The sequence below is a fragment of the Streptomyces barringtoniae genome (genome assembly GCF_020819595.1).
Lineage (GTDB): Bacteria > Actinomycetota > Actinomycetes > Streptomycetales > Streptomycetaceae > Streptomyces > Streptomyces barringtoniae.
On sequence record NZ_JAJHNP010000005.1, the window covers coordinates 327,436 to 348,302 of the forward strand.

Sequence of the window (20,867 nt, forward strand, 5' to 3'; positions counted from 1 at the left end):
GAGGAAGCCGTCGCGGTCGCACGGGGGCTCGATCGCCTGGGGGGGGATCCGCAGCGGTCATGCCAGTCGGCACCGGCGCCCGCCGGACCCGCATTCCAGTCCGCGTGTGACAGCCTCTTGTCGGTCACCAGGCGCTCGACGTCGACCGGAGCGGAAAGCGTGCGAGATCCCGTGACGCCGGTGCGTAATGTGACCGGCCGGCGTCAGAAAGGTCGGCAACGGGTCGGTGAGCGTCCTCATACACCTGGCGACGGCTGACCGGACACGAGAAACGATGTAGCCTCCGAAGACCGCCCTTGACCTGCAAAGGCAGGCAGGGAGCAGACAAACCGGGAGTCTCTCCGTGCTTCGTACCATGTTCAAGTCCAAGATCCACCGCGCCACCGTCACCCAGGCCGACCTGCACTACGTGGGATCGGTGACCATCGACGCCGACCTGCTCGACGCCGCCGACCTGCTGCCGGGCGAGCTGGTGCACATCGTGGACATCGCCAACGGCGCCCGGCTGGAGACGTACGTCATCGAGGGCGAGCGCGGGTCCGGGGTGATCGGGATCAACGGGGCGGCCGCCCATCTCGTGCATCCCGGGGACCTGGTGATCATCATCAGCTACGCCCAGGTCACCGACGCCGAGGCTCGGGAGCTGAAGCCGCGCGTCGTGCATGTCGACGCCGGCAACCGGATCGTCTCCCTCGGCGCCGACCCCTCCGAGCCGGTGCCCGGCACGGACCAGGAGCGCAGCCCGCAGGCCGTCCGGGCCTGAGCCGCGAGGCCGGACGCCCTCGCCGAGTGCGAGGGCGTCCCGTGGCTCTGGGCGGGCGGCGGCTCGCCCTGTCGGGTGAGTGGCCGCGCGGGGGTCGGGTAGGCGGGGGAGTAGTCCAGAGGCGACGTTCAGCGACTGCCCGGAGGACGCCATGACGAACCCGCATCTCCACCCGGTCCCCCCGGGGCAGACACCGGGTCCGGGTCCCACCACACCGGATCCCTACCCGAGCCCCGTCCCCCCGCCCGAGCCGGGCCCCCAGCCGACCCCACCCCCGCCGGGCCCCCAGCCCACACCACCGCCCCCGGGTCCCGACCCGACCCCACCCCCGGCGCCCCCGGCCCCCGGCCCGCCGGAGCCGTCACCGTCTCCGATTCCGCCGGGCCCGGAACCCGTACCGAACCCCGAGCCGGGCCCGCCCCTCACCTGACAGCGCCGGGCACACATGCGCCCCGAAGGGGAGCCTGGCCCTGTCGACATGCGGCTCCGCCGCGTGGGCGCGACCAGCCGCGACGCACCCCACACGCCGGCCGCGAGTTCCCCCGCCCCCAGGCGAACGCCTCAGGCGGACACCTCCGACCGATCCCCGCCCCACAAGGTGTGGAACGAACCCTCCCGGTCCGCCCGCCGGTACGTGTGCGCCCCGAAGAAGTCCCGCTGCCCCTGCGTCAGAGCCGCCGGCAGGCGCCGCGCCCGCAGCGCGTCGTAGTACGCCAGCGCCGCCGCGAAGCCGGGCGTCGGCACGCCCTGCCGCGTCGCGGCGATCAGCACCTCCCGCCAGTCGTCCTGCGCCTCGGCGATCTCGCGCGCGAAGGTCTCGTCCGACAGCAGGCTCGGCAGATCGGCGCGGGCGTCGTACGCGGCGCGGATCCGGTCCAGGAACGCGGCCCGGATGATGCAGCCGCCCCGCCAGATCGAGGCCACCGCACCCAGGTCGATGTCCCAGCCGTACTCCTCGCTGCCCGCGGCGATCTCGTGGAAGCCCTGCGTGTACGACACGATCTTGGACGCGTACAGCGCTTGCTCCACCCGGTCCGCGAAGGCGGCCGCCTCCTCCTTGCCCAGCGGCACGGCGTTCGGGCCCGCCAGCCCCTGCGAGGCCTCGCGGAGCTTGGCGTGACCGGACAGCGAGCGCGCGAAGACGGCCTCGGCGATGCCGGACACCGGAACGCCCAGGTCCAGCGCGATCTGGACGGTCCAGCGGCCGGTGCCCTTCTGCTCGGCCTGGTCGACCACCACGTCCACGAACGGCTTGCCCGTCGCCGCGTCCACGTGGGACAGGACCTCCGCCGTGATCTCGATGAGGTACGAGTCGAGACGGCCCGTGTTCCACGTACGGAAGATCTCCGCGATCTCGGCGGGGGAGTACCCGGCGACATCGCGCAGCAACTGGTAGGCCTCGCCGATCAGCTGCATGTCGGCGTACTCGATGCCGTTGTGGACCATCTTCACGAAGTGACCGGCGCCGTCGGGACCGCAGTGCGTCACGCAGGGCGCGCCGTCCTTCGCCTTCGCGGAGATCTTCTCCAGCATCGGGCCCAGCGACGCGTACGACTCCGTCGAGCCGCCCGGCATGATGCTCGGCCCGTGAAGCGCGCCCTCCTCGCCGCCGGAGATACCCGTGCCGACGAAGTGGATGCCGCGTTCGCGCAGCTCCCGCTCCCGGCGCCGGGTGTCCGCGAAGTGCGCGTTGCCGCCGTCGATGATCATGTCGCCGGGTTCCAGGAGCGGCGCGAACTCCTGGATCACCGCGTCCGTCGGCTCGCCCGCCTTCACCATGATCACCAGGCGGCGCGGGCGCTCCAGCGCCGCCACGAACTCCTCGGCGGTCTCGGCCCCGATGAAGTCACCCTCGTTCCCGAACTCCTCCACCAGCGCCTTCATCCGCGACGCCGTACGGTTGTGCACGGCGACCGTGTAGCCGTTGCGGGCGAAGTTCCGGGCGAGGTTGCGGCCCATGACCGCGAGGCCCGTGACACCGATCTGCGCTGAAGTGCTCATACCGCCTGCTCCCTAGCTGCCTCGTGACTACGGCTCCGTCAGTACGGGTCCTCGCCCATCCTTGCGTGCCGTCACGGCGAGCGCACATCCGACCCGCCACGCCTTTGTACGTGCGCATGCCGCCCTCGGCCTCAGTCTCCGGCGATCCGGGCCAAGCGGGGGCCGTTCCCGGCCACTTGGGCGGTGCGGGAGGCCGGTTTTCCGTCTTGTCATGGCCTGTTCGCGGCGCTTACTTTTGCCCCCTCCTGACGCATGCCGAGGGGAATTCGGACATGGCCGTACGCGGCCGGCATCGCCGGTACCAGCCGAACAGGATCAACCGCGCCTCACTCACGGTCACGGCGGGCGGCGCCGGCCTCGCGATCCCGCTGGTCGCCGCCGGCGCGGCGGACGCGGCCGACGCCTCCACCTGGAACAAGGTCGCCGCCTGCGAGTCCAGCGGAAACTGGAGCATCAACACGGGCAACGGCTACTACGGCGGCCTGCAGTTCACCCAGTCCACCTGGGAGGCGTACGGCGGCACCCGGTACGCCCCGCGCGCCGACCAAGCGACCAGGGACCAGCAGATCGCCGTCGCCGAGAAGGTCCTCGACGGGCAGGGGCCGGGCGCCTGGCCGGTCTGCTCGGTGCGGGCCGGGCTCACCCGGGGGGACGCGGACCCCGGCGTGCACACCGACAGCACCACCGTGCGCCCCGCGAAGAGCGCCGCGCTGAAGGACGTACAGGCGCACACCACCCCGCAGTCCCGCGCGGGCCGGGCCGAGATGTACACCGTGGTGCACGGCGACACCCTCTCCGGCATCGCCGACGAGCACCACGTCCGCGGCGGCTGGCGCGGGCTGTACGCCCGCAACCGCACGACGGTCGGCGCCGATCCCGACCTGATCCTGCCGGGCCAGCGGCTCAGCCTGCGCGGTACGGCCGTCGCCGGCACCAAGTCCCCCGAGAAGAAGGACCCTTCGGAGCACCGGACCGCACCGCACCGGACCAGGACCACCAAGAGCACCGGCCGTACCCTCGTCCCCCCGGTCGACGCGCCCATCGGCACCGGGTACCGCGTGGCCGGCTCGCACTGGTCGAAGGGCTACCACACCGGCGTCGACTTCCTCGTGCCGACCGGCACCTCCGTGCAGGCCGCGGAGGCCGGGCAGGTGGTGGCCGCGGGGTGGGGCGGCGCCTACGGCTACCAGGTGGTGATCCGGCACGCCGACGGCCGCTACACCCAGTACGGCCACCTGTCGGCCATCTCGGCGCGGATCGGGCAGAACGTCGCCGCGGGCCAGCGCATCGGCCGTTCCGGAGCCACCGGGAACGTCACCGGTCCGCACCTGCACTTCGAGGTGCGGACCGGACCCGGCTTCGGTACGGACATCGACCCGCTCGCCTATCTGCGGGCCGGCGGCGTCAGGATCTGAGGCACGTGCCGTGCGCGTCGAGGACCGGCAGCGGTGCCCCGACGCACGCGGGCAGCGCGAGGTACGACGCGGGGAGCGAGCGGACCTCCGGCGGTTCGCCGCAGCCACCCGGTCCCGGAACCGGGCCGCGGCGCGGTCCTGGGACCAGGCCGTCGCCCGGGCCCGGCACGATCATCTCCCGCAGCACCGGCGCGTCGGACGCGCCGTCGGCCCCGGGAACGCCCCGCCCCGGCTCGGTCTGTGCCGCCGCCCGTCGCTGCTGGGGCATGTCCGGGAACCTTTCCGCGGCGGAGACCGGTTCCGGGCCGCCGTCCGGCAGGACGGGCGGCTCGGCCCGCTCGATCCGCTCGGTCGTCAGCATGATCAGGCCGCCCGCAGCGACCGCCCCGCAGCTCACGGCGAGCGCGGTGCCCGCGCCGCCGTAGCGGAACGTCTCGCCGAACATCAGGATGCCGACGGCGGCCGCCAGCACGGGGTTGACCACGGTGAGCGTGGCCAGCGGCGCGGCGAGGCCACCGCCCCGGTAGGAGGCCTGCGACACCAGGACGCCGGCGACGGCGAACAGGGCGATCACCGCGAGGGACGGCAGGTCGTCCAGGTCGATGCCGTGCGTCCAGTCGACGGCGACGGTCTTGGTGAACACCGACGACATGCCGAACGCTATGCCGGAGGCGGTGGCGAGCAGCACGCTGCGCACCGCCGGGTGCCGGTGCGCGGCCCTGCCCCCGCACATCAGCGCCACGACCGCGCCGCCCGTGACCAGGGCCACCGCCACCCGCTGGGCCGCGTCGAGGGAGTGGCTGTCGGAGGAGCCGACCAGGGCCAGCAGCCCGGCGAGGCCCGCGGTGGCCATGACCGCGCCGCGCCAGGCGGTCGTCCCGGCCGCGCGGCCGACGCACAGCGCCGCCATGGGCAGGGCGAACACGATGGTCAGCGCGCCGAGCGGCTGCACGAGGCTGAGCGGGCCGTAGGCCAGCGCCACCACGTGCAGCACCCCGCCGAGACCGTTCAGCGCCAGGGATCCCCACCAGCCGGGCCGCCGCAGCGGCAGGTACGCGCTGCCGGGGGAGGAGAGCGCCACCTGCTCCTGCACGATCGCGCCGGCCGCGTAGGCGAGGGCGGACACGAACGAGAGCAGCACGGACAAGGCGAGGGCGCTCATCGGCGTCTCCTGTGCGGGCGGCGGGGGCCCTGAGCCCAGCGCGACGTACGGTCGGCTTCCATGGCCAACACTCTGCCCGGCCGCCCTCTTCCCGTCGTCGTCCCTAAGCACGCAATGCGTCCTACTGCCGATGGAGTACACCCGTCGCGCGATCATCCTCGCGGCGGGTGACGCGAGACGGACACCCCGTGCAGGGCCCGGGGAACGCGCCTGGTAGCAGTACTCATTGTGGACCTCGACCCCGCTCTCGCCGTCCTCCGCCCGCTCGGCGGCTTCTTCGTCCTGCGTACGGTTCCGGGCCCGCCCGGACCCGCCGGCGGACCCGATCCCGGGCAACTGCCGACCCTCGCCGAGACCTACGAACGGGTGACGTCGGACCCGTTGGCGGTGCGGGTGGCGGTGGTCGCGGACCGGCTCGGCACCCGCGAGCCACGGGTGGCAGCCTCCATCGCCCAGCAGGGCCTGGCCGCCCGGTTGTGGTCGGCGGCCCTCGGCTGCGCCGCCCTATACGGCCGGCTGCCCGACCTCGACCCGTGCCTGCTGCGCTGGGACCCGCTCGCCTCCGCCCCCGACGACCTGTACCTGACCGAGCTGCGCCCGCGGCCCGGCGACGCCGCCGGCCTGGCCGCCGCCGTGCTGCACGGACACCTGGAACCCCTGGCGCAGGCCCTGAGCACCGGCTACGGCAGCGCCCCCGGACTGCTGTGGGGCAACGCGGGCTCAGCGCTCGCCGGGACGGCCCGGCAACTGGACCACTGGGCCCGCGCGCACGACCGTACGGACGTGGCCGGACGGGTCCGCGCCCTGACGGACGCACTGTTCGCGCACCCCCTCCTGCGCACCACCGGCACCCGCGCCGGCACCGCCTTCCGCCGCCGCAGCTGCTGCCTGTACTACCGAGTGCCCGGCGGCGGGGTCTGCGGCGACTGTTGCTTCACCCGGCCGCCGCGCTCTTCCCCAGGAGCGGCTTCTGGGTGACCATGAAGGGAACCTGCCGCAGGTACAAGGGGGTTGTCAGGTGCGTGTGGGACTGCTGACCCGGGAGTACCCCCCGGACGTGTACGGCGGCGCCGGTGTCCATGTGGAGTTCCTGGCCCGGGAGCTGGCCTCCCTGGTGGACCTGGAGGTGCACTGCTGGGGCGAGGGCCGCGGCGTGGGCGTCGTACGCCACCGCCCCTGGTCCGCGCTCGACGGCTCCAACGACGCGTTGCGTACCTTCTCCGTGGACCTGTCGATCGCCGCCGCCCTCGAAGGCCGCGAACTCGTCCACTCCCACACCTGGTACGCGAATCTCGCCGGTCACTTCGCCAAACTCCTGTACGGCGTCCCGCACGTGCTCACCGCCCACTCGCTGGAGCCGCTGCGGCCCTGGAAGGCCGAGCAACTGGGCGGCGGATACGCGTTGTCGAGCTGGGCCGAACGCACCGCCGTCGAGGCCGCCGACGCGGTGATCGCCGTGTCCGGCGCCATGCGTGAGGACATCCTTGCCTGCTACCCGGCGCTCGACCCGGACCGGGTGCACGTCGTGCACAACGGCATCGACACCCACCTCTACCGGCCCGACCGCGGCACCGACGCCCTCACCCGGCACGGCATCGACCCCGCCCGCCCGTACGTCCTGTTCGTCGGCCGCATCACCCGCCAGAAGGGCGTGCCCCATCTGCTGCGCGCGGTACGGGACATCGACCCGGGCGTCCAGGTCGTGCTGTGCGCGGGCGCCCCCGACACCCCCGAGATCGACCGCGAGTTCCGCGATCTGTTCGAGGAGCTGGGCCGCATCCGCGCGGGTGTGTTCTGGATCCCGCAGATGCTGCCGCGCCCCGAGGTGGTCCAACTCCTCACCCGGGCGGCCGTGTTCGTCTGCCCGTCGGTGTACGAACCCCTCGGCATCGTCAACCTGGAGGCGATGGCCTGCGGCACCCCGGTCGTGGCCTCCCGGGTCGGGGGGATCCCGGAGGTCGTGGACGACGGCCGCACCGGTGTGCTGGTCGACGTGGACGAGGAGTTCGAGACGCGTCTCGCGGGTGCCCTGGACGCCGTCCTCGGCGACCCGGAGGCGGCCCGGCGGATGGGGGAGGCCGGACGGGAGCGCGCGGTGGGGGAGTTCGGCTGGGACGCGGTGGCCCGGCGCACGACCGCGCTGTACGAGGAGATCCTCAAGCAGGCTTAGTCCCGTCCGGTCGGGGCAGCCATGGTTCAACCAGGGTGAGGGGAGCGGCCATGCGTCGTGGAGGGCCTTCCGTACTCGGGATCGTACTGGCGGGCGGCGAGGGCAAGCGGCTGATGCCGCTGACCGCCGACCGTGCCAAACCAGCCGTCACCTTCGGCGGCACCTACCGCCTCGTCGACTTCGTCCTGTCCAACCTCGTCAACGCCGACGTGCTGCGTATCTGCGTGCTGACCCAGTACAAGTCGCACTCGCTGGACCGGCACATCACCACCACCTGGCGGATGTCCAGCCTGCTCGGCAACTACGTCACACCGGTCCCGGCCCAGCAGCGGCTCGGCCCGCGCTGGTACCTGGGCAGCGCCGACGCGATCCTGCAGTCGCTGAACCTGATCCATGACGAACGGCCCGAGTACGTGGCCGTGTTCGGCGCCGACCACGTCTACCGCATGGATCCGCGGCAGATGCTCGCCCAGCACATCGACGGCGGGGCCGGCGTGACGGTGGCCGGCATCCGGGTGCCGCGCGTGGAGTCCTCGTCCTTCGGGGTGATCACGCCGGGTTCGGACGGCCGCACGGTGCGGCGCTTCCTGGAGAAGCCCGCCGATCCGCCGGGCCTGGCGGACGACCCGGAGACCGTCTTCGCCTCGATGGGAAACTACGTCTTCACCACCAAGGCCCTGATCGAGGCGCTGCACCGGGACGCCGAGGACGAGCAGTCGGTGCACGACATGGGCGGTTCGATCCTGCCCCAGCTCACCCTGCGCGGCGAGGCCCAGCTGTACGACTTCGGCGAGAACCACGTGCCCGGCGAGACCACCCGTGACCAGGGCTACTGGCGGGACGTGGGCACCCTGGACGCCTACTACGAGGCACACATGGACCTCATCGCCGAGCGGCCCGCGTTCAACCTCTACAACCGCCAGTGGCCCATCTACACCCACTCGGGCCAGCTCTCCCCGGCCCGCTTCAGCGCGGGTGGCATCGCGAGCGAGTCCATCGTCAGCGCGGGGTGCCTGATCCGCGGTCAGGTCACCCGGTCGGTCCTCTCCCCGGGCGTACGGGTCGACCCGGGCGCGGTGGTCCAGGGCTCGGTGCTGCACGACAACGTGCGCATAGGCCGCGGAGCGGTGGTGCGCGGCGCCGTCCTGGACAAGAACGTCGAGGTCCCGCCCGGCGCGACCATCGGCGTCAACCCGGAACGGGACACCGAGCTGTACACCGTGTCCAAGGGCGGGGTGATCGCCCTGGGGAAGGGGCAGCGGGTGCCCTAGGGATAGGGTCCGCGGCATGCGATGCGCCATATGCGGTTCCGACCGGCTGAGCCCGGTCGGTGAGCTCTCCTCGGGGGAGAGGCGGTTCGAGCGGCTGCGGCTGAGGTTCCGCCGACCGGGGTTGTTCAAGCCCCGGCCGGAGTTCGTGGCCTCCCTCGGGCGCGCCTGCCGCGACTGCGGAGCGCTGTTTCCCTTCCTCACGGAGTACGACCGGCGGGAACTGGATGCCGCGGCCGAGGATCTGATCGAGCTCGAGGACGTCGTCCCGGAACCACATCCCTGGGACCCGCCCGGCAGCGGGGGGTAGGGGTCGGACGCGTGTCCGATGCGGCCGCGCTCGTGTTCCGGCCCGCGACCCGAGCCGGCCCGTCCGCCGTTCTCGCTCTGCCGGCCGACGAGGAGAGGGCCGGGGACCCGGCGGCCATCGAGGTGACGGAGGCCTTCGAACGCGCCTTCGCGGCGGTCGAGCAGGACCCGCGCAACGAGCTGCCGGTCCCCTCCGGGGCCGGCACCGGCACGGTCGTGGGCCGTCTGCAGGCGACGTACATCCCGGGCCCCGGCAAGGGCGGTGCCGAGCGGGCGCCGGTCGAGGCGGTGCGCATCCGCGCGGACCGGCGTGGCGGCGGGCTCGGCCGGAGCCTGAGGGAGCGGGCCGTGGCACGGGCACGCGCGCGAGGCTGGGCTTCAGGCCGGCACTCTGACTAACCGTCACCATCCGGCTCCTGCCGGGCGCGACGCGTTTGATCCGATCGCCGTACCTTGCCCGGATCTGAGTCGTTCGACCTTCAGGATTCAGACATCGATGTCGAACCTGCGGAGGTCATGCGACATGAGAGGGACCCGGCGCACGCGGCTGTGCCTGGCCGGGGTGATGGCAGCGTCCACGCTGATCGCCACCCCCGCCGCACGGGCCGCCGAGCGGACCGACGGCCACCTCGCCGACCTGGTCAACCCGTTCATCGGGAGCCAGGACGAGGGCAACACCTTCCCCGGTGCGGCCGTGCCCTTCGGTATGGTGCAGTTCTCCCCGGACACCGGGCACAACACCGGCTACGACTACACACAGAACCGCATCCGCGGCTTCTCCCTGGTCCATCTCTCGGGCGTCGGCTGCCGCATCGGCGGCGACCTGCCCGTGCTGCCCACCACCGGCGAGGTCACGCAGACGGACTACACCCGGTACGCGGCCGGCTTCTCGCACCAGGACGAGACGGCGAGCCCCGGCTACTACCGGGTCGGCCTCTCCTCGGGCATCCGTGCCGAGCTGACCGCGACCGAGCGCACCGGCGTGCAGCGCTACACCTTCCCGGCCACCGACAAGGCCAACGTCCTGTTGAACGCCGCCCAGTCGCTGCACAAGGGGGTCTCCAGCTCCGTCGAGATCCTCGACGACCGCACCGTGCGCACCGAGATCACCGGGCACGGCTTCTGCCGGGACACCGGCCCCTACACGGTCCACACGATCACCCGTTTCAGCCGGCCCTTCACCGCGTACGGCACCTGGGACGGCGGGACGCTCACCCCGGGCTCCCGCAGCGGACCCGGCGGCGCCTACGTCCGCTTCGACACCACCAAGGACCGTACGGTCGAGGCGACCACCGCCCTGTCGTACGTCGACGCGCGCGGCGCGGCCGGCAACCTGGCCGCCGAGGGCGGACGGTCCTTCGAGGCGGTGCGGGAGCGGGCCCGCGAGGAGTGGGAGAGGCGGCTCGCCGCCGTCCGCGTCCAGGGCGGCACGAGTACGTTGCGCCGGACCTTCTACTCCTCGCTGTACCGGTCCTTCCTCGCGCCGAACGTCGGCAGCGACGCCGACGGCCGCTACTTCGGCTGGGACCGCCGTGTCCACCGGGCCCGGGGCTTCACGTACTACCAGAACTGGTCGCTGTGGGACACCTACCGCACCCAGGCCCAGCTCCTCGCGCTCCTCGCCCCGCGCGAGGCGCGGGACATGGCCCGCTCGGTCCTCGCGGTCGACGAGGACGGCGGCTGGCTGCCCAAGTGGGGCTACGGCCCGGTCGAGACGAACGTCATGAGCGGCGACCCGGTCACCCCGTTCCTGACCACGGCCTACCAGACGGGGCTGCTCAAGGGCTTCGAGGAGCGGGTCTACCGCGCGCTGAAGAAGAACGCCGACGGCGTTCCTCCGGTCGTGTATCCGGGCATCGGCCGGGAGGCCAACGCCGAGTACCTCGCGCACGGCTTCGCCCCGTTCGACAAGGACCGGCCGTACGCCAAGATGGGCGACTCCGACTACCACCACGGTGCCTCCGTCACGCTGGAGTACGCCCTGGCCGACGCCATGCTGGCCCAGATGGCGCGCGGCCTCGGCCACGACGCCGACGCCGCCCGCTACGCGGCACGGGCGCAGAACTACCGGAACATCTTCGACCCGACGACCGGCTTCTTCCGGGCCCGCGACGCCTCCGGCGCCTTCACCGGCTCGGCCGACCCGGCGCTCGGCACCGGCTTCCACGAGGGCACCGCCTGGCAGTACCAGTGGCTCGTGCCGCAGGACGTGCCCGGCATGGTGCGGCTCATCGGCGGCGAGCGCGCGGCCAACGACCGGCTGGACGCGTTCTTCGCCTACGACCGGCTGCTCGCCGACCCGGCGAAGACGGCCCGCGAGGTGTGGGTGCACGGCGACGCGTACGCGTACTACAACGCCGACAAGTACAACCCGATGAACGAGCCCGACCTCATCGCGCCGTACACCTACCTGGCCACCGGTCAGCCGTGGAAGACCACCGACGTGGTGCACGCCGCCCTGACCCTCTTCACCGACGGGCCCACCGGCATCACCGGCAACGACGACCTGGGCACGATGTCCGCCTGGAACGTGCTGTCGTCCATCGGGCTGTTCCCGATCCAGCCCGGCTACGGCACCTGGGGCCTGTCCACGCCGGTCTTCGACCGCGTCGACCTCACCCTGGACCGCCGCTACTGGCCGGGCGGCCGGCTGACCGTCGCCGCGCCCGGCACCTCCGCCACCGACCGCTACATCCAGACCGTCCGCACGGACGGAAACCGCCATGGCCAGACCTATCTGACGACGGGTGCGCTGCGCTCCCTGCGCTCGCTCGCGTTCACGGTCGGCCCGCGCCCGTCTGAGTGGGGTACGTCACCCGGCTCGGCGCAACCCGTGCTGAAGTGACCTCACGTTCCACCTGCGTCCCGTCTCTTTCGGAGGAGGCGGGACTTAATCTGCTGTTAACTGAGCGTAGCCTGATCGTACTTGACCGTAATCGGGCGGCAGAGATTGACTGCGAGTGACTTCAGATCCGCCCGTCGTCGACGCGTGAGGCAAGCCCTTGACTTCCGACCTGCTCGCACCCCTGGACCTGGCGTTCTGGAACATCGAGTCCGACCGGCATCCGATGCACCTCGGCGCGCTCGGTGTCTTCGGCGCGCACTCGCCCACCGCCGGTGCCCATGCCGCCGACCTGCTCGCCGCCCGCGCCGCCGCCGTGCCCGGGCTGCGCCTGCGCATCCGTGACGTGTGGCAGCCGCTCGCCTTCGGCAGCGCCACCCGGGAGCCCGACCCGGACTTCGACCCGCTGAACCACGTACGGCTGCACGCCCCGACCCCGGACTTCCACGCCGTCGCCGGCCGGCTCATGGAGCGCCCGCTGGAGCGGGGCCGGCCGCCGTGGGAGGCGCATGTGCTGCCCGGCGAGGACGGGATGTCCTTCGCCGTGCTGTTCAAGTTCCACCACGCCCTCGCCGACGGGCTGCGCGCGCTGAAGCTCGCCGCCGGCGTCCTCGACCCGGTGGACCTGCCCGAGCGGGCGCCGCGCGCCATCGAGCCGCCGCGCGGGCTGCTGTCCGACGTGCGCAAGCTGCCGGGGCTCGTCCCCGGGCTGGTCAAGGGTGCGCTGTCCGACGTGGGCCGGGCCCTGGACATCGGTGCCTCCCTCGCCCGGTCCACCCTCGGCATGCGGCCCGTCTCCGCGCTCACCTCCGCCCCGACCGGCACCCGCCGCACCGCCGGGGTCGTCTTCGACATCGACGACGTGCACCGTGTGCGCAAGACCGCCGGCGGCACCGTCAACGACGTGCTGATCGCCGTCGTCGCCGGGGCCCTGCGCCGCTGGCTGGAGGAACGCGGCGACTGCACGAAGGGCGTGGCGCCCCGCGCGCTCATCCCCGTCTCCCGGCGCCGCCCGCGCACCGCGCACCCACAGGGCAACCGGCTCTCCGGCTATCTGATACGGCTCCCGGTGGACGAGTCGGATCCGCTCGGCCGGCTCGGTACCGTGCGCACCGCGATGCTCCGCAACAAGGACGCGGGGCCGAACCGGGGCGCGGGTGCGGTGGCGCTGCTCGCCGATCACGTACCGGCCCTCGGCCACCGGCTCGGCGGGCCGCTCGTCGGGCAGGCGGCCCGGCTGTGGTTCGACATCCTCGTCACCAGCGTGCCGCTGCCGGGGCTGGGGCTGCGGCTCGGGGGGCACGAGCTGAGCGAGGTGTACCCGCTGGCGCCGCTCGCACCGGGGCAGTCGCTGGCGGTGGCCATCTCCACCTATCGCGGCCGTGTCCACTACGGGCTGGTCGCCGATGCACAGGCCGTGCCGGACCTCGACCGGTTCGCTCACGCGGTGTCGGCCGAGGTGTCGACGCTGCTGGCGGCCTGCGACGTCTGATCCGGCCTCCGGCCGGGACGGGGTTCCCGCCCGCACCCGTGCGGCTTTCGCCGCCGGGTGCGGGCGGCCCCGCGGTGCGGATGCGCCGTCGGCGGCCGGGCCCGTTCGTGCGGGTTTGGCGGTGGGGCGGTGCGCTCCGTAAAATTCCCCGTTCGAAAGCGGGCGCGAGTCGGAGCGCTGCGCGGGTGACCAGGGAAGCGGCAGCGCGATGACGGTGACAGAGGACGGCTCCATGGCCTCCATGGCCATGGAGGAAGGGGTCTACGGCCCCGGTATCGACCCGGAGCGGCTGGCCGTCTGCCTCAGCGTGCTGGAGGAACTCGACAAGCTCGAGGTCGACCACCCGGACGCGATCAAGGTCCGCCGGGCCACTTCGCACATCTACCGTACGGTCAAGCAGCGCCGCCGCCAGGAACGCCGCGCCGCCAAGACCGCACACGACCGCGCCGTCACCGAGGCCACCGCCACCGGCTCCGCCGAGCGCATCGACGACGAGACCGAGGGCATCCTGCCCTCCTCCAAGGTCGAGGCGGGCAGGATCGCCGGCATACTCCAGCGCCCCCGCTCCTGCTACACCTGCAAGACCCGCTACGTCGAGGTCGACTACTTCTACCACCAGCTCTGTCCGGACTGCGCCCGCACGAACCGCGCCAAGCGGGACGCCCGCGCCGACCTCGCCGGCAAGCGCGCCCTGCTCACCGGCGGCCGCGCCAAGATCGGCATGTACATCGCCCTGCGGCTGCTGCGCGACGGCGCGCACACGACGATCACCACCCGGTTCCCGAAGGACGCCATCCGCCGTTTCAAGGCCATGGAGGACTCGGCGGACTGGATCCACCGGCTGGAGGTCGTCGGCATCGACCTGCGCGACCCCGCCCAGGCCGTGGCCCTCGCCGAGCAGGTCGCCGAGGCGGGCCCGCTCGACATCCTGATCAACAACGCGACCCAGACCGTACGCCGCCTGCCCTCCGCGTACGCGGCCCTGGTCGAGGGCGAGAGCGCCCCGCTGCCCGCCGGTGAACTCCCCGCCCACCACGTCATCGGCGCCTTCAACTCCGGTGCCGTCGACGGCATCGCCGCGCTGCCCGTCGGCGCCGGCGGCCTGGACGCCCAGAAGGTCGCCGACCTCGCCCTGGTCGCCGGCAACGCCAGTGTCGCCAGGCACCTCGACGGCACCGCCATCGACGCCGGCGGCCTCGTCCCGGACGTCGTCGACACCAACACCTGGGTGCAGACCATCGACCAGATCTCGCCGGTCGAGCTGCTCGAGACCCAGCTGTGCAACTACACGTCGCCGTTCATCCTGATCAGCGCCCTGCGCCCGGCCATGGCCGACGCCGCGAGGAAGGCGGCCAGCGGGCGTGCGTACGTCGTGAACGTCTCGGCGATGGAAGGCGTCTTCAGCCGCGGCTACAAGGGCGCCGGGCACCCGAACACCAACGCCGCGAAGGCGGCCATGAACATGGTGACGCGGACCAGCGCCGAGGAGATGTTCGAGGCGGACGGCATCCTCATGACCTCGGTCGACACCGGCTGGATCACCGACGAGCGCCCGCACTACGACAAGCTGCGCCTCGCCGAGGCCGGTTTCCACGCCCCCCTCGACCTGGTCGACGGCGCCGCCCGCGTCTACGACCCGATCGTGCGCGGCGAGGCGGGCGAGGACCTGTACGGCGTCTTCCTGAAGGACTACGCGCCGGGCAAGTGGTGACAGTGCGCGGGTGATGCGTTCTTCATGGTGGTGATCCACCGGCGGGCGGTCAGCCACCTGCGAGACCCGCGCCTCGGGTGTCAGTCCACGGCGCCGAGCCGGGAATGCCGGGCCGCGACCAGCTCCAGCACCGTGCGCCAGTCCTCCAGGACGCCCGCGTCGAATCCCGCCGTACGGCTCTCCTCGTCGGCCTGGCGCAATCGCAGCACATCGTCGTCGGCCGGGCCCGCGTCCCCGCGCACCAACCGGAACACCCGATCCCCGAGCAGGGAGCGCACCGCCTCGGCCGCGCCGAGCGCCCGGCCCCTCTCGTCACCCGGGCACAGCACCGGCCCGATGCCGCGCACCAGCCCCGCCACCTGGAGCTCCTTGTCGGCGGGGCGGCTGCGGCGCAGCAGCGCGGCGGTTCTCAGCGCGTGCTGGTGCCGGCCGGCGTACAGCAGATCCATCAGCTCCTCGACGCTGCGCAGCTCCATGCGTCAGTCCTTCCGCGAGACAGCCGTTCCCGCTCATCAGCAGATCATGGCGACCTTGCGCCCCGGCCAACGGCACCTGAACTGAGCCGCAAGTAGGCCGAGTGGGTGATTCGCCCGACGGCCGGGTGATGCGCCGCAAGGTAAATGGCCGCATATTAGGAGGTATTGGGGGGCGAAACGACTTCTGATAGTTACACCTTGTTTGCACTCCCGATCGAGCGCAAGCCCGCTCATTTGGGTAATCTGGAGGGGACGGACAGCAGTACCGGGTCCCACCCAGACCCACACGTCCGTACCGGCGCCACCGCGTCCGAACTGGCCTTCCAACCAGACCCGAGCGGGCGCCGAGTGCCGGAGCGCAAGCTGTCCGGCAGGCCCCCCGAGGGTGAACCGACACATAAGGAGTGCGCGGTGACACCGGAGAAGACGAATCGCGATCAGCGTCCCAAGGAACGCACGGAACGCGTGGGCCGGCGGCCTGGAGAGCTCGGCAGCCTCGACGTGTGGGCCCGGTCCGCCCCGATCCGCCTGGCGGGCTACGAGGACGACCTCGCCGAACCCCACATCCTGCCCAGCGTGGACTGACCCTCGGGCCGGACCCCTCACGACCGCCGCACACATGGGCGTGACCTGACAGACTCACGCCCATGCTGATCAGAGAAGCCGTGGCCGACGACTGGCCGCGGATCTGGCCCTTCTGGCACCGGATCGTCGCCGCCGCCGAAACCTACGCCTGGGATCCCGAGACCTCCGAGGGCGACGCCCGCGCACTCTGGATGAACCCCGCCAAGCGGGTCTACGTCGCCGAGGACGCGACCGGAGCCGTGGTCGGCTCGGCCTACCTCACCCCCAACTACGGCGGTCCCGCCGCCCGCGTCGCCAACGCCGGCTTCATGGTCGACCCCGACCGCACGGGCGAGGGCATCGGCCGTGCCCTGGCCGAACACGTCCTGGCCGAGGCCAGGGCCCAGGGCTACCGCGCGATGGTCTTCAACGCCGTCGTCGAGACGAACCCCGCCGTCGCCCTGTGGACCTCCCTGGGCTTCACCGTCCTCGGCACCGTCCCGGGGGCCTACGACCACCCCCGGCACGGCAGGGTGGGCCTGCACATCATGTACCGGTCGCTCGAATAGGCCTCGAACCGGCGCGGCCGGGACTCAGGAACCGGCCACCGGCGCCGTCCGCGGCCACGGGCACAGCGTCTGCAGTTCCTCCGCCAGCTCCAGCAGCACGGCTTCCGAACCCGGCCGGCCCACGAGCTGCACGGCACAGGGGGCGCCCGAGGGAAGGGTGCCGAACGGGACCGACATCGCGGGCCAGCCGGTCAGGTTCCAGGGCGGGGTGAACGGGGAGTACGCGGTGTTGGCGAGGACGTTGCGCAGCCAGCCGCGTTCGTGCCACGGGCCGGCCTCGGGGGAGCGCCGGGCCAGGGCCGGGGTGAGCAGGACGTCGTACTCGGTGAAGAAGGGGGTCAGCCGCGCGCGCAGGCGCTCACGGCTGTCCCCGGTGCGCACCGGGCCGACGAACCGCCGGCCGATCGCCGCGTGCACCCGGGTCCGCCGGGCCAGCAGCGCCCGGTCCAGGCCCTCGGCGTCCACCGCGGTCCCGGCCGTCCAGTGCCGCAGCGCGGTCACTCCCAGCGACAGGGGATACGGCGGCTCGGCCCGCCGCACCCGGTGCCCGGCCCGCGTGAGCACCCCGGCGGCCTCGCGGACCGCGGTCGTATACGGTCTGCTCACACTCACCCCGGCGAGCGGACTGCGCACGGCGGCGGCGATCCGCCGGCGCGGGGGCTCCGCCGCACCCGGGACCTCCGCGCCCGCCAGGACGCCCAGCATCAGCCGCAGATCCTCGACCGTCGTGGCCAGCGGGCCGTTCTCCGACATGCCGAACCAGTCGCCGTTGCCGATCCCCGCCGGCACCAGGCCGTGCCCCGGCTTCAGCGTGACCAGGCCGCAGTTCGCGGCCGGGATGCGCAGCGACCCCATCCCGTCGTTGCCGAGCGCGATCGGGACCAGGCCCGCGGCCACCGCGGCCGCGCTGCCGCCGGAGGAGCCGCCCGCCGTGCGGGAGGTGTCCCAGGGGTTGCGGGCGGTGCCGAACACGCCCTCCGTCGTGCCGAACACACACAGCTCCGGCACGTTCGTCAGGCCCACGACCACCGCGCCGGCCGCCCGCAGCCGGGCCACCGTGACATGATCTTCGGCGGCCGGGGTGTCGGGGGTGGCGGCGGAGCCGTCACGGTGGGACTCGCCGCGCACCGCCAGGTTGTCCTTCACGGCCACCGGCACGCCCGCGAGCGGCAGTTCGGGCAGCTCGGCGCGGGAGGCCACCTCGTCGGCCTCGGCGAGCGCCGCCTCGGCCCGCACCTTCCGGAACGCCCCGATCCGGCCGTCGAGCCGCTCGATCCGCGCGAGATGCTCGGCCGCCACCTCCCGGGGCGTCACCCGCTTCCCGCGTACGGCGGCGGCAATCTCGGCGGCACTCCGCCCGGCCCAGTCACCCACGGGCACTCCTCGCTCGGTCTCGCTCGGCCGTCGGCTACTCGCTGGTACGAATCACGGCGCAGGGAGAACTGTGCCTGGTCGGGCGCGGTACGTCGAGAGCTCGCTCCCGGCAACCCGCTTGTCATCCGATCAATGGGGCAAGTTCCTTACCGTGCAGCCCCGTTGACAGGCTGGTCGGCGCCACACAATCATCAAGAGGTCCGATGAATCGGAGTTCGTGGGAGCCGCTCATGAGCACGTGTCCCAGACGTACGGTCCTGGGCGCGGCAGTCGGTGTGACCGCCGCGGCCGCCCTGCCGCTCACCCTCACCACACCCGCTCGGGCCGCCGGACAGCAGGGCCCCTGGGCCGCCGTCCCCGACCCGGTGCCCGTCCCGCTCGACGCCCTCTACGACAACGACGGCATCGACACGGCCTCCGCGCGCGGCGGCGACTTCGACGGCTCCGGCTACACGTTCCCGGGGGAGGAACTGCCCGCGGGCCGCGTCGAGGTCGACGGCGTCCCCTTCGACTTCCCCGGGGCGGCGGCAGGCGCCCACAACAACGTCGTCGCCCTCGGCCAGCGCATCGAACTGCCCCCGGGCCGCTACCTGTCGGCCGTCTTCCTGACCGCCGGCAGCTACGGCAACGCCACCGGCACGGCCACCGTCCACTACGCCGACGGCTCCACCACCACCGCCGGCCTGAGCGGTGCCGACTGGTACTCGGCGGGCGGCCCGCTCTCGGCGCCGTACCGCTACAAACCGGATGGCACCAAGGACGAGCACGGTGTGGGGATCGGGACGTCGGAGGTGTGGACCGACCCGCGGCGCGAGGCGGTCGCCGTCACCCTGCCCGTGACCAACCCGGCCGCGGCGAACAAGACCTCCCTGCACGTCTTCGCGCTCTCCCTGCAACCCGTCGCCCAGGGGCGGGCGTTGGCCCTGCGTGAGGCGCACTCCACCAACTCCCTCATGGACGCGACCGGTGCCCAGAGCGTCGAGGCCACCGTGGTCAACGCGGGCACCGTCCCGATCCTGTCCGGCGACGACGTGTCCGTACGCGTCGAGGTCGCCGGCGCCCGCACCGTCGAGCCCGCCCGCGTCCGCCGTCTCGACCCCGGTGAACAGGCCCGCGTCCGGGTCGGCATCCGCAACCGCACGGGCACCGCACCCGGGACCCGCCAGGGCGGCACGGTGACAGTCCGCGGCCGTGGCGCCCAAGTCGCCTTGCGGCAGGCGGAGTTGATGCTCGGAATCGCCGACTACCAGCCGACCGGGGCCTCCCTCTCGGGCCACCAGGCGCCGTACTGGTTCCAGGGCGCCAAGTTCGGCATCTTCATCCACTGGGGCGTCTACTCGGTGCCCGCGTGGGCGCCGGTCGGCGTGCAGTACGCCGAGTGGTACTGGGACCAGATACAGGACCCGGCCAACCCCACGTACGCCTACCACCGCACCACCTACGGCGAGGACTTCGCCTACGACGACTTCATCCCCCGCTTCACCGCCGAGCGTTTCGACCCGCGCGCCTGGGTGGAGCTGTTCCGCGACGCCGGCGCCCAGTACCACGTCCTGACCTCCAAGCACCACGAGGGCTTCGCCCTGTGGGACACCAAGGTCTCCGACCGCAACGCGGCGAAGATGGGCCCGAAGCGGGACCTGGTGCGGGAACTCTTCGACGCGAGCCGCCGCCACGCCCCCGAACTCCACCGCGGCCTGTACTTCTCGATGCCCGAGTGGTTCAACCCCGACCACCCCTGGATGGGCCACGCCCCGCGCAATCCGTACACCCTGCAGCCGGTCCCGTACACGGGATACACCGCGGGCAAGGACTATGTGAGGGACTATCAGGCCCCGCAGATGCTCGAACTGATCCACGGCTACGACCCGGAGATCATCTGGTGCGACATCGGCGGCGACAACGACAGCGTCCACGTCCTCGCCGAGTACTTCAACCACGCCAAGAACCGCGCCCGGCCGATCGACGTGACCGTCAACGACCGCTCCGGCATCGCATTCCACGACTTCACGACGCCCGAGTACACGACGTACGCCAACACGGTCGTCGCCAAGTGGGAGGCGAGCCGGGGCCTCGACCCCCGCTCCTACGGCTACAACCGGGCCACCCCGGACGACGCCTACATGACGGCCGAGGAGGTCGTGCACAGCCTCGTCGACATCGTCTCCAAGAACGGCAACTTCCTCCTCGACATCGGCCCGCGCGCCGACGGCACCATTCCGGAGATCATGCAGACCCGGCTGCGGGAGACGGGGGAGTGGCTCAAGGTCAACGGGGAGGCGGTGTACGACACCACGTACTGGTCCCGTACGGCCCAGCTCGGGGAGGACCTGCGCTTCACGGTCCGCCCGGACGAGGCGTTCTACGTCCACTCGCTGGCCCGCCCGGGCGCGAAGCTGATCGTCGAGGCACCGGTGCCGGTACGGGCGGGGGACGAGGTGACCATGCTCGGCTACGACCGGCCCCTGACCTGGACCGTCACGAACGGTTCACTGGTCATCGACGTACCGGAGGCCGCGCGGAACGCGGGACGGTACGTGTGGGTGTTCAAGGTGAACTGGCGGGCTTGAGCGGGCGAACCCGAGCAGGGTCCGGGCGGCCTCGACGCGGGCGGGGACGGGGGCGGAGGTGCCCGCCGGCACCGTCCTCGGGGCTTCCCCGGCCAGGTCGCGGACCGGGCGGTACGCCGCGCGTCCCCGTGCCGCCCGGACGCGGTGCGGGGGCTGCGCCGGTTCGGACTCCAGGACCCTGCGG

17 protein-coding genes are annotated in these 20,867 nt (G+C 72.6%); 13 read left to right on the top strand and 4 right to left on the bottom strand.

The genetic code is table 11. The annotated features are described in order from the left end of the window. The first annotated feature begins 343 nt into the window (after positions 1 to 343). Positions 344 to 763: an aspartate 1-decarboxylase gene (gene panD, locus LMU33_RS10860; RefSeq protein ID WP_228619529.1), complete on the top strand. Its 420-nt coding sequence runs from the start codon at positions 344 to 346 to the stop codon at positions 761 to 763. 561 nt (positions 764 to 1,324) lie between these two features. On the opposite strand, the gene gnd is transcribed toward panD, so the two are convergent. After that, on the bottom strand, positions 1,325 to 2,764 hold the full coding sequence (gene gnd, locus LMU33_RS10865; RefSeq protein WP_228619531.1) for an NADP-dependent phosphogluconate dehydrogenase: 1,440 nt from the start codon (positions 2,762 to 2,764) through the stop codon (positions 1,325 to 1,327). A 272-nt stretch (positions 2,765 to 3,036) separates the two neighbouring features. Between gnd and LMU33_RS10870 the strand changes: the two genes are divergently transcribed. Then, positions 3,037 to 4,179 carry a transglycosylase family protein gene (locus LMU33_RS10870; protein WP_228619532.1) on the top strand — a complete coding sequence of 381 codons (1,143 nt, stop codon included), beginning with the start codon at positions 3,037 to 3,039 and terminating at the stop codon, positions 4,177 to 4,179. Here the strand turns inward: LMU33_RS10870 and LMU33_RS10875 are convergent. Continuing rightward, entirely contained in the window at positions 4,169 to 5,341 is a 1,173-nt protein-coding gene (locus LMU33_RS10875) for a DMT family transporter (RefSeq protein WP_228619534.1), read from the bottom strand. The genes LMU33_RS10870 and LMU33_RS10875 overlap by 11 nt on opposite strands. A 228-nt stretch (positions 5,342 to 5,569) precedes the next feature. Between LMU33_RS10875 and LMU33_RS10880 the strand changes: the two genes are divergently transcribed. The 8 genes from LMU33_RS10880 to LMU33_RS10915 all read left to right on the top strand — a co-directional run bounded on the left by LMU33_RS10880 (position 5,570) and on the right by LMU33_RS10915 (position 15,133). Further along, entirely contained in the window at positions 5,570 to 6,319 is a 750-nt protein-coding gene (locus LMU33_RS10880) for a (2Fe-2S)-binding protein (RefSeq protein ID WP_228619536.1), read from the top strand. Between the two features lie 40 nt (positions 6,320 to 6,359). Beyond that, positions 6,360 to 7,511, top strand: coding sequence for a glycogen synthase (gene glgA / locus LMU33_RS10885; RefSeq protein WP_228619538.1), 1,152 nt, complete (start codon positions 6,360 to 6,362; stop codon positions 7,509 to 7,511). A gap of 50 nt (positions 7,512 to 7,561) precedes the next feature. Beyond that, positions 7,562 to 8,782 (top strand): glucose-1-phosphate adenylyltransferase, encoded by a 1,221-nt coding sequence (glgC, locus tag LMU33_RS10890; protein WP_228619541.1) that lies wholly within the window; start codon positions 7,562 to 7,564, stop codon positions 8,780 to 8,782. 16 nt (positions 8,783 to 8,798) lie between these two features. Further along, a complete protein-coding gene (locus tag LMU33_RS10895; RefSeq protein ID WP_228619543.1) occupies positions 8,799 to 9,089 on the top strand; it encodes a hypothetical protein in 291 nt (96 codons plus the stop codon). A gap of 11 nt (positions 9,090 to 9,100) precedes the next feature. Then, on the top strand, positions 9,101 to 9,487 hold the full coding sequence (locus LMU33_RS10900) for a GNAT family N-acetyltransferase (protein WP_228619544.1): 387 nt from the start codon (positions 9,101 to 9,103) through the stop codon (positions 9,485 to 9,487). 124 nt (positions 9,488 to 9,611) lie between these two features. Beyond that, positions 9,612 to 11,933, top strand: a complete 2,322-nt coding sequence (locus LMU33_RS10905) for a GH92 family glycosyl hydrolase (protein WP_228619546.1) — start codon at positions 9,612 to 9,614, stop codon at positions 11,931 to 11,933. A gap of 157 nt (positions 11,934 to 12,090) precedes the next feature. Further along, on the top strand, positions 12,091 to 13,422 hold the full coding sequence (locus LMU33_RS10910; RefSeq protein WP_228619547.1) for a wax ester/triacylglycerol synthase family O-acyltransferase: 1,332 nt from the start codon (positions 12,091 to 12,093) through the stop codon (positions 13,420 to 13,422). Between the two features lie 208 nt (positions 13,423 to 13,630). Further along, a complete protein-coding gene (locus tag LMU33_RS10915) occupies positions 13,631 to 15,133 on the top strand; it encodes an SDR family NAD(P)-dependent oxidoreductase (protein WP_228619549.1) in 1,503 nt (500 codons plus the stop codon). Positions 15,134 to 15,213: 80 nt separating this feature from the next. Here LMU33_RS10915 and LMU33_RS10920 read toward each other — a convergent pair whose 3' ends face one another. After that, the gene (locus LMU33_RS10920) at positions 15,214 to 15,609 is read right to left on the bottom strand and encodes a hypothetical protein (RefSeq protein WP_228619550.1); all 396 of its coding nucleotides are present in this window, start codon (positions 15,607 to 15,609) and stop codon (positions 15,214 to 15,216) included. 411 nt (positions 15,610 to 16,020) lie between these two features. Here LMU33_RS10920 and LMU33_RS10925 point away from each other — a divergent pair, with 411 nt between their 5' ends. Both LMU33_RS10925 and LMU33_RS10930 read left to right on the top strand, forming a co-directional pair. Then, the gene (locus tag LMU33_RS10925; RefSeq protein ID WP_184966741.1) at positions 16,021 to 16,194 is read left to right on the top strand and encodes a hypothetical protein; all 174 of its coding nucleotides are present in this window, start codon (positions 16,021 to 16,023) and stop codon (positions 16,192 to 16,194) included. Positions 16,195 to 16,256: 62 nt separating this feature from the next. Beyond that, on the top strand, positions 16,257 to 16,742 hold the full coding sequence (locus tag LMU33_RS10930; protein ID WP_228619552.1) for a GNAT family N-acetyltransferase: 486 nt from the start codon (positions 16,257 to 16,259) through the stop codon (positions 16,740 to 16,742). A gap of 24 nt (positions 16,743 to 16,766) precedes the next feature. On the opposite strand, the gene LMU33_RS10935 is transcribed toward LMU33_RS10930, so the two are convergent. After that, entirely contained in the window at positions 16,767 to 18,116 is a 1,350-nt protein-coding gene (locus LMU33_RS10935; RefSeq protein ID WP_228619553.1) for an amidase, read from the bottom strand. A 230-nt stretch (positions 18,117 to 18,346) separates the two neighbouring features. Between LMU33_RS10935 and LMU33_RS10940 the strand changes: the two genes are divergently transcribed. Then, the gene (locus tag LMU33_RS10940; protein WP_228619555.1) at positions 18,347 to 20,683 is read left to right on the top strand and encodes an alpha-L-fucosidase; all 2,337 of its coding nucleotides are present in this window, start codon (positions 18,347 to 18,349) and stop codon (positions 20,681 to 20,683) included. Positions 20,684 to 20,867: the final 184 nt, after the last annotated feature.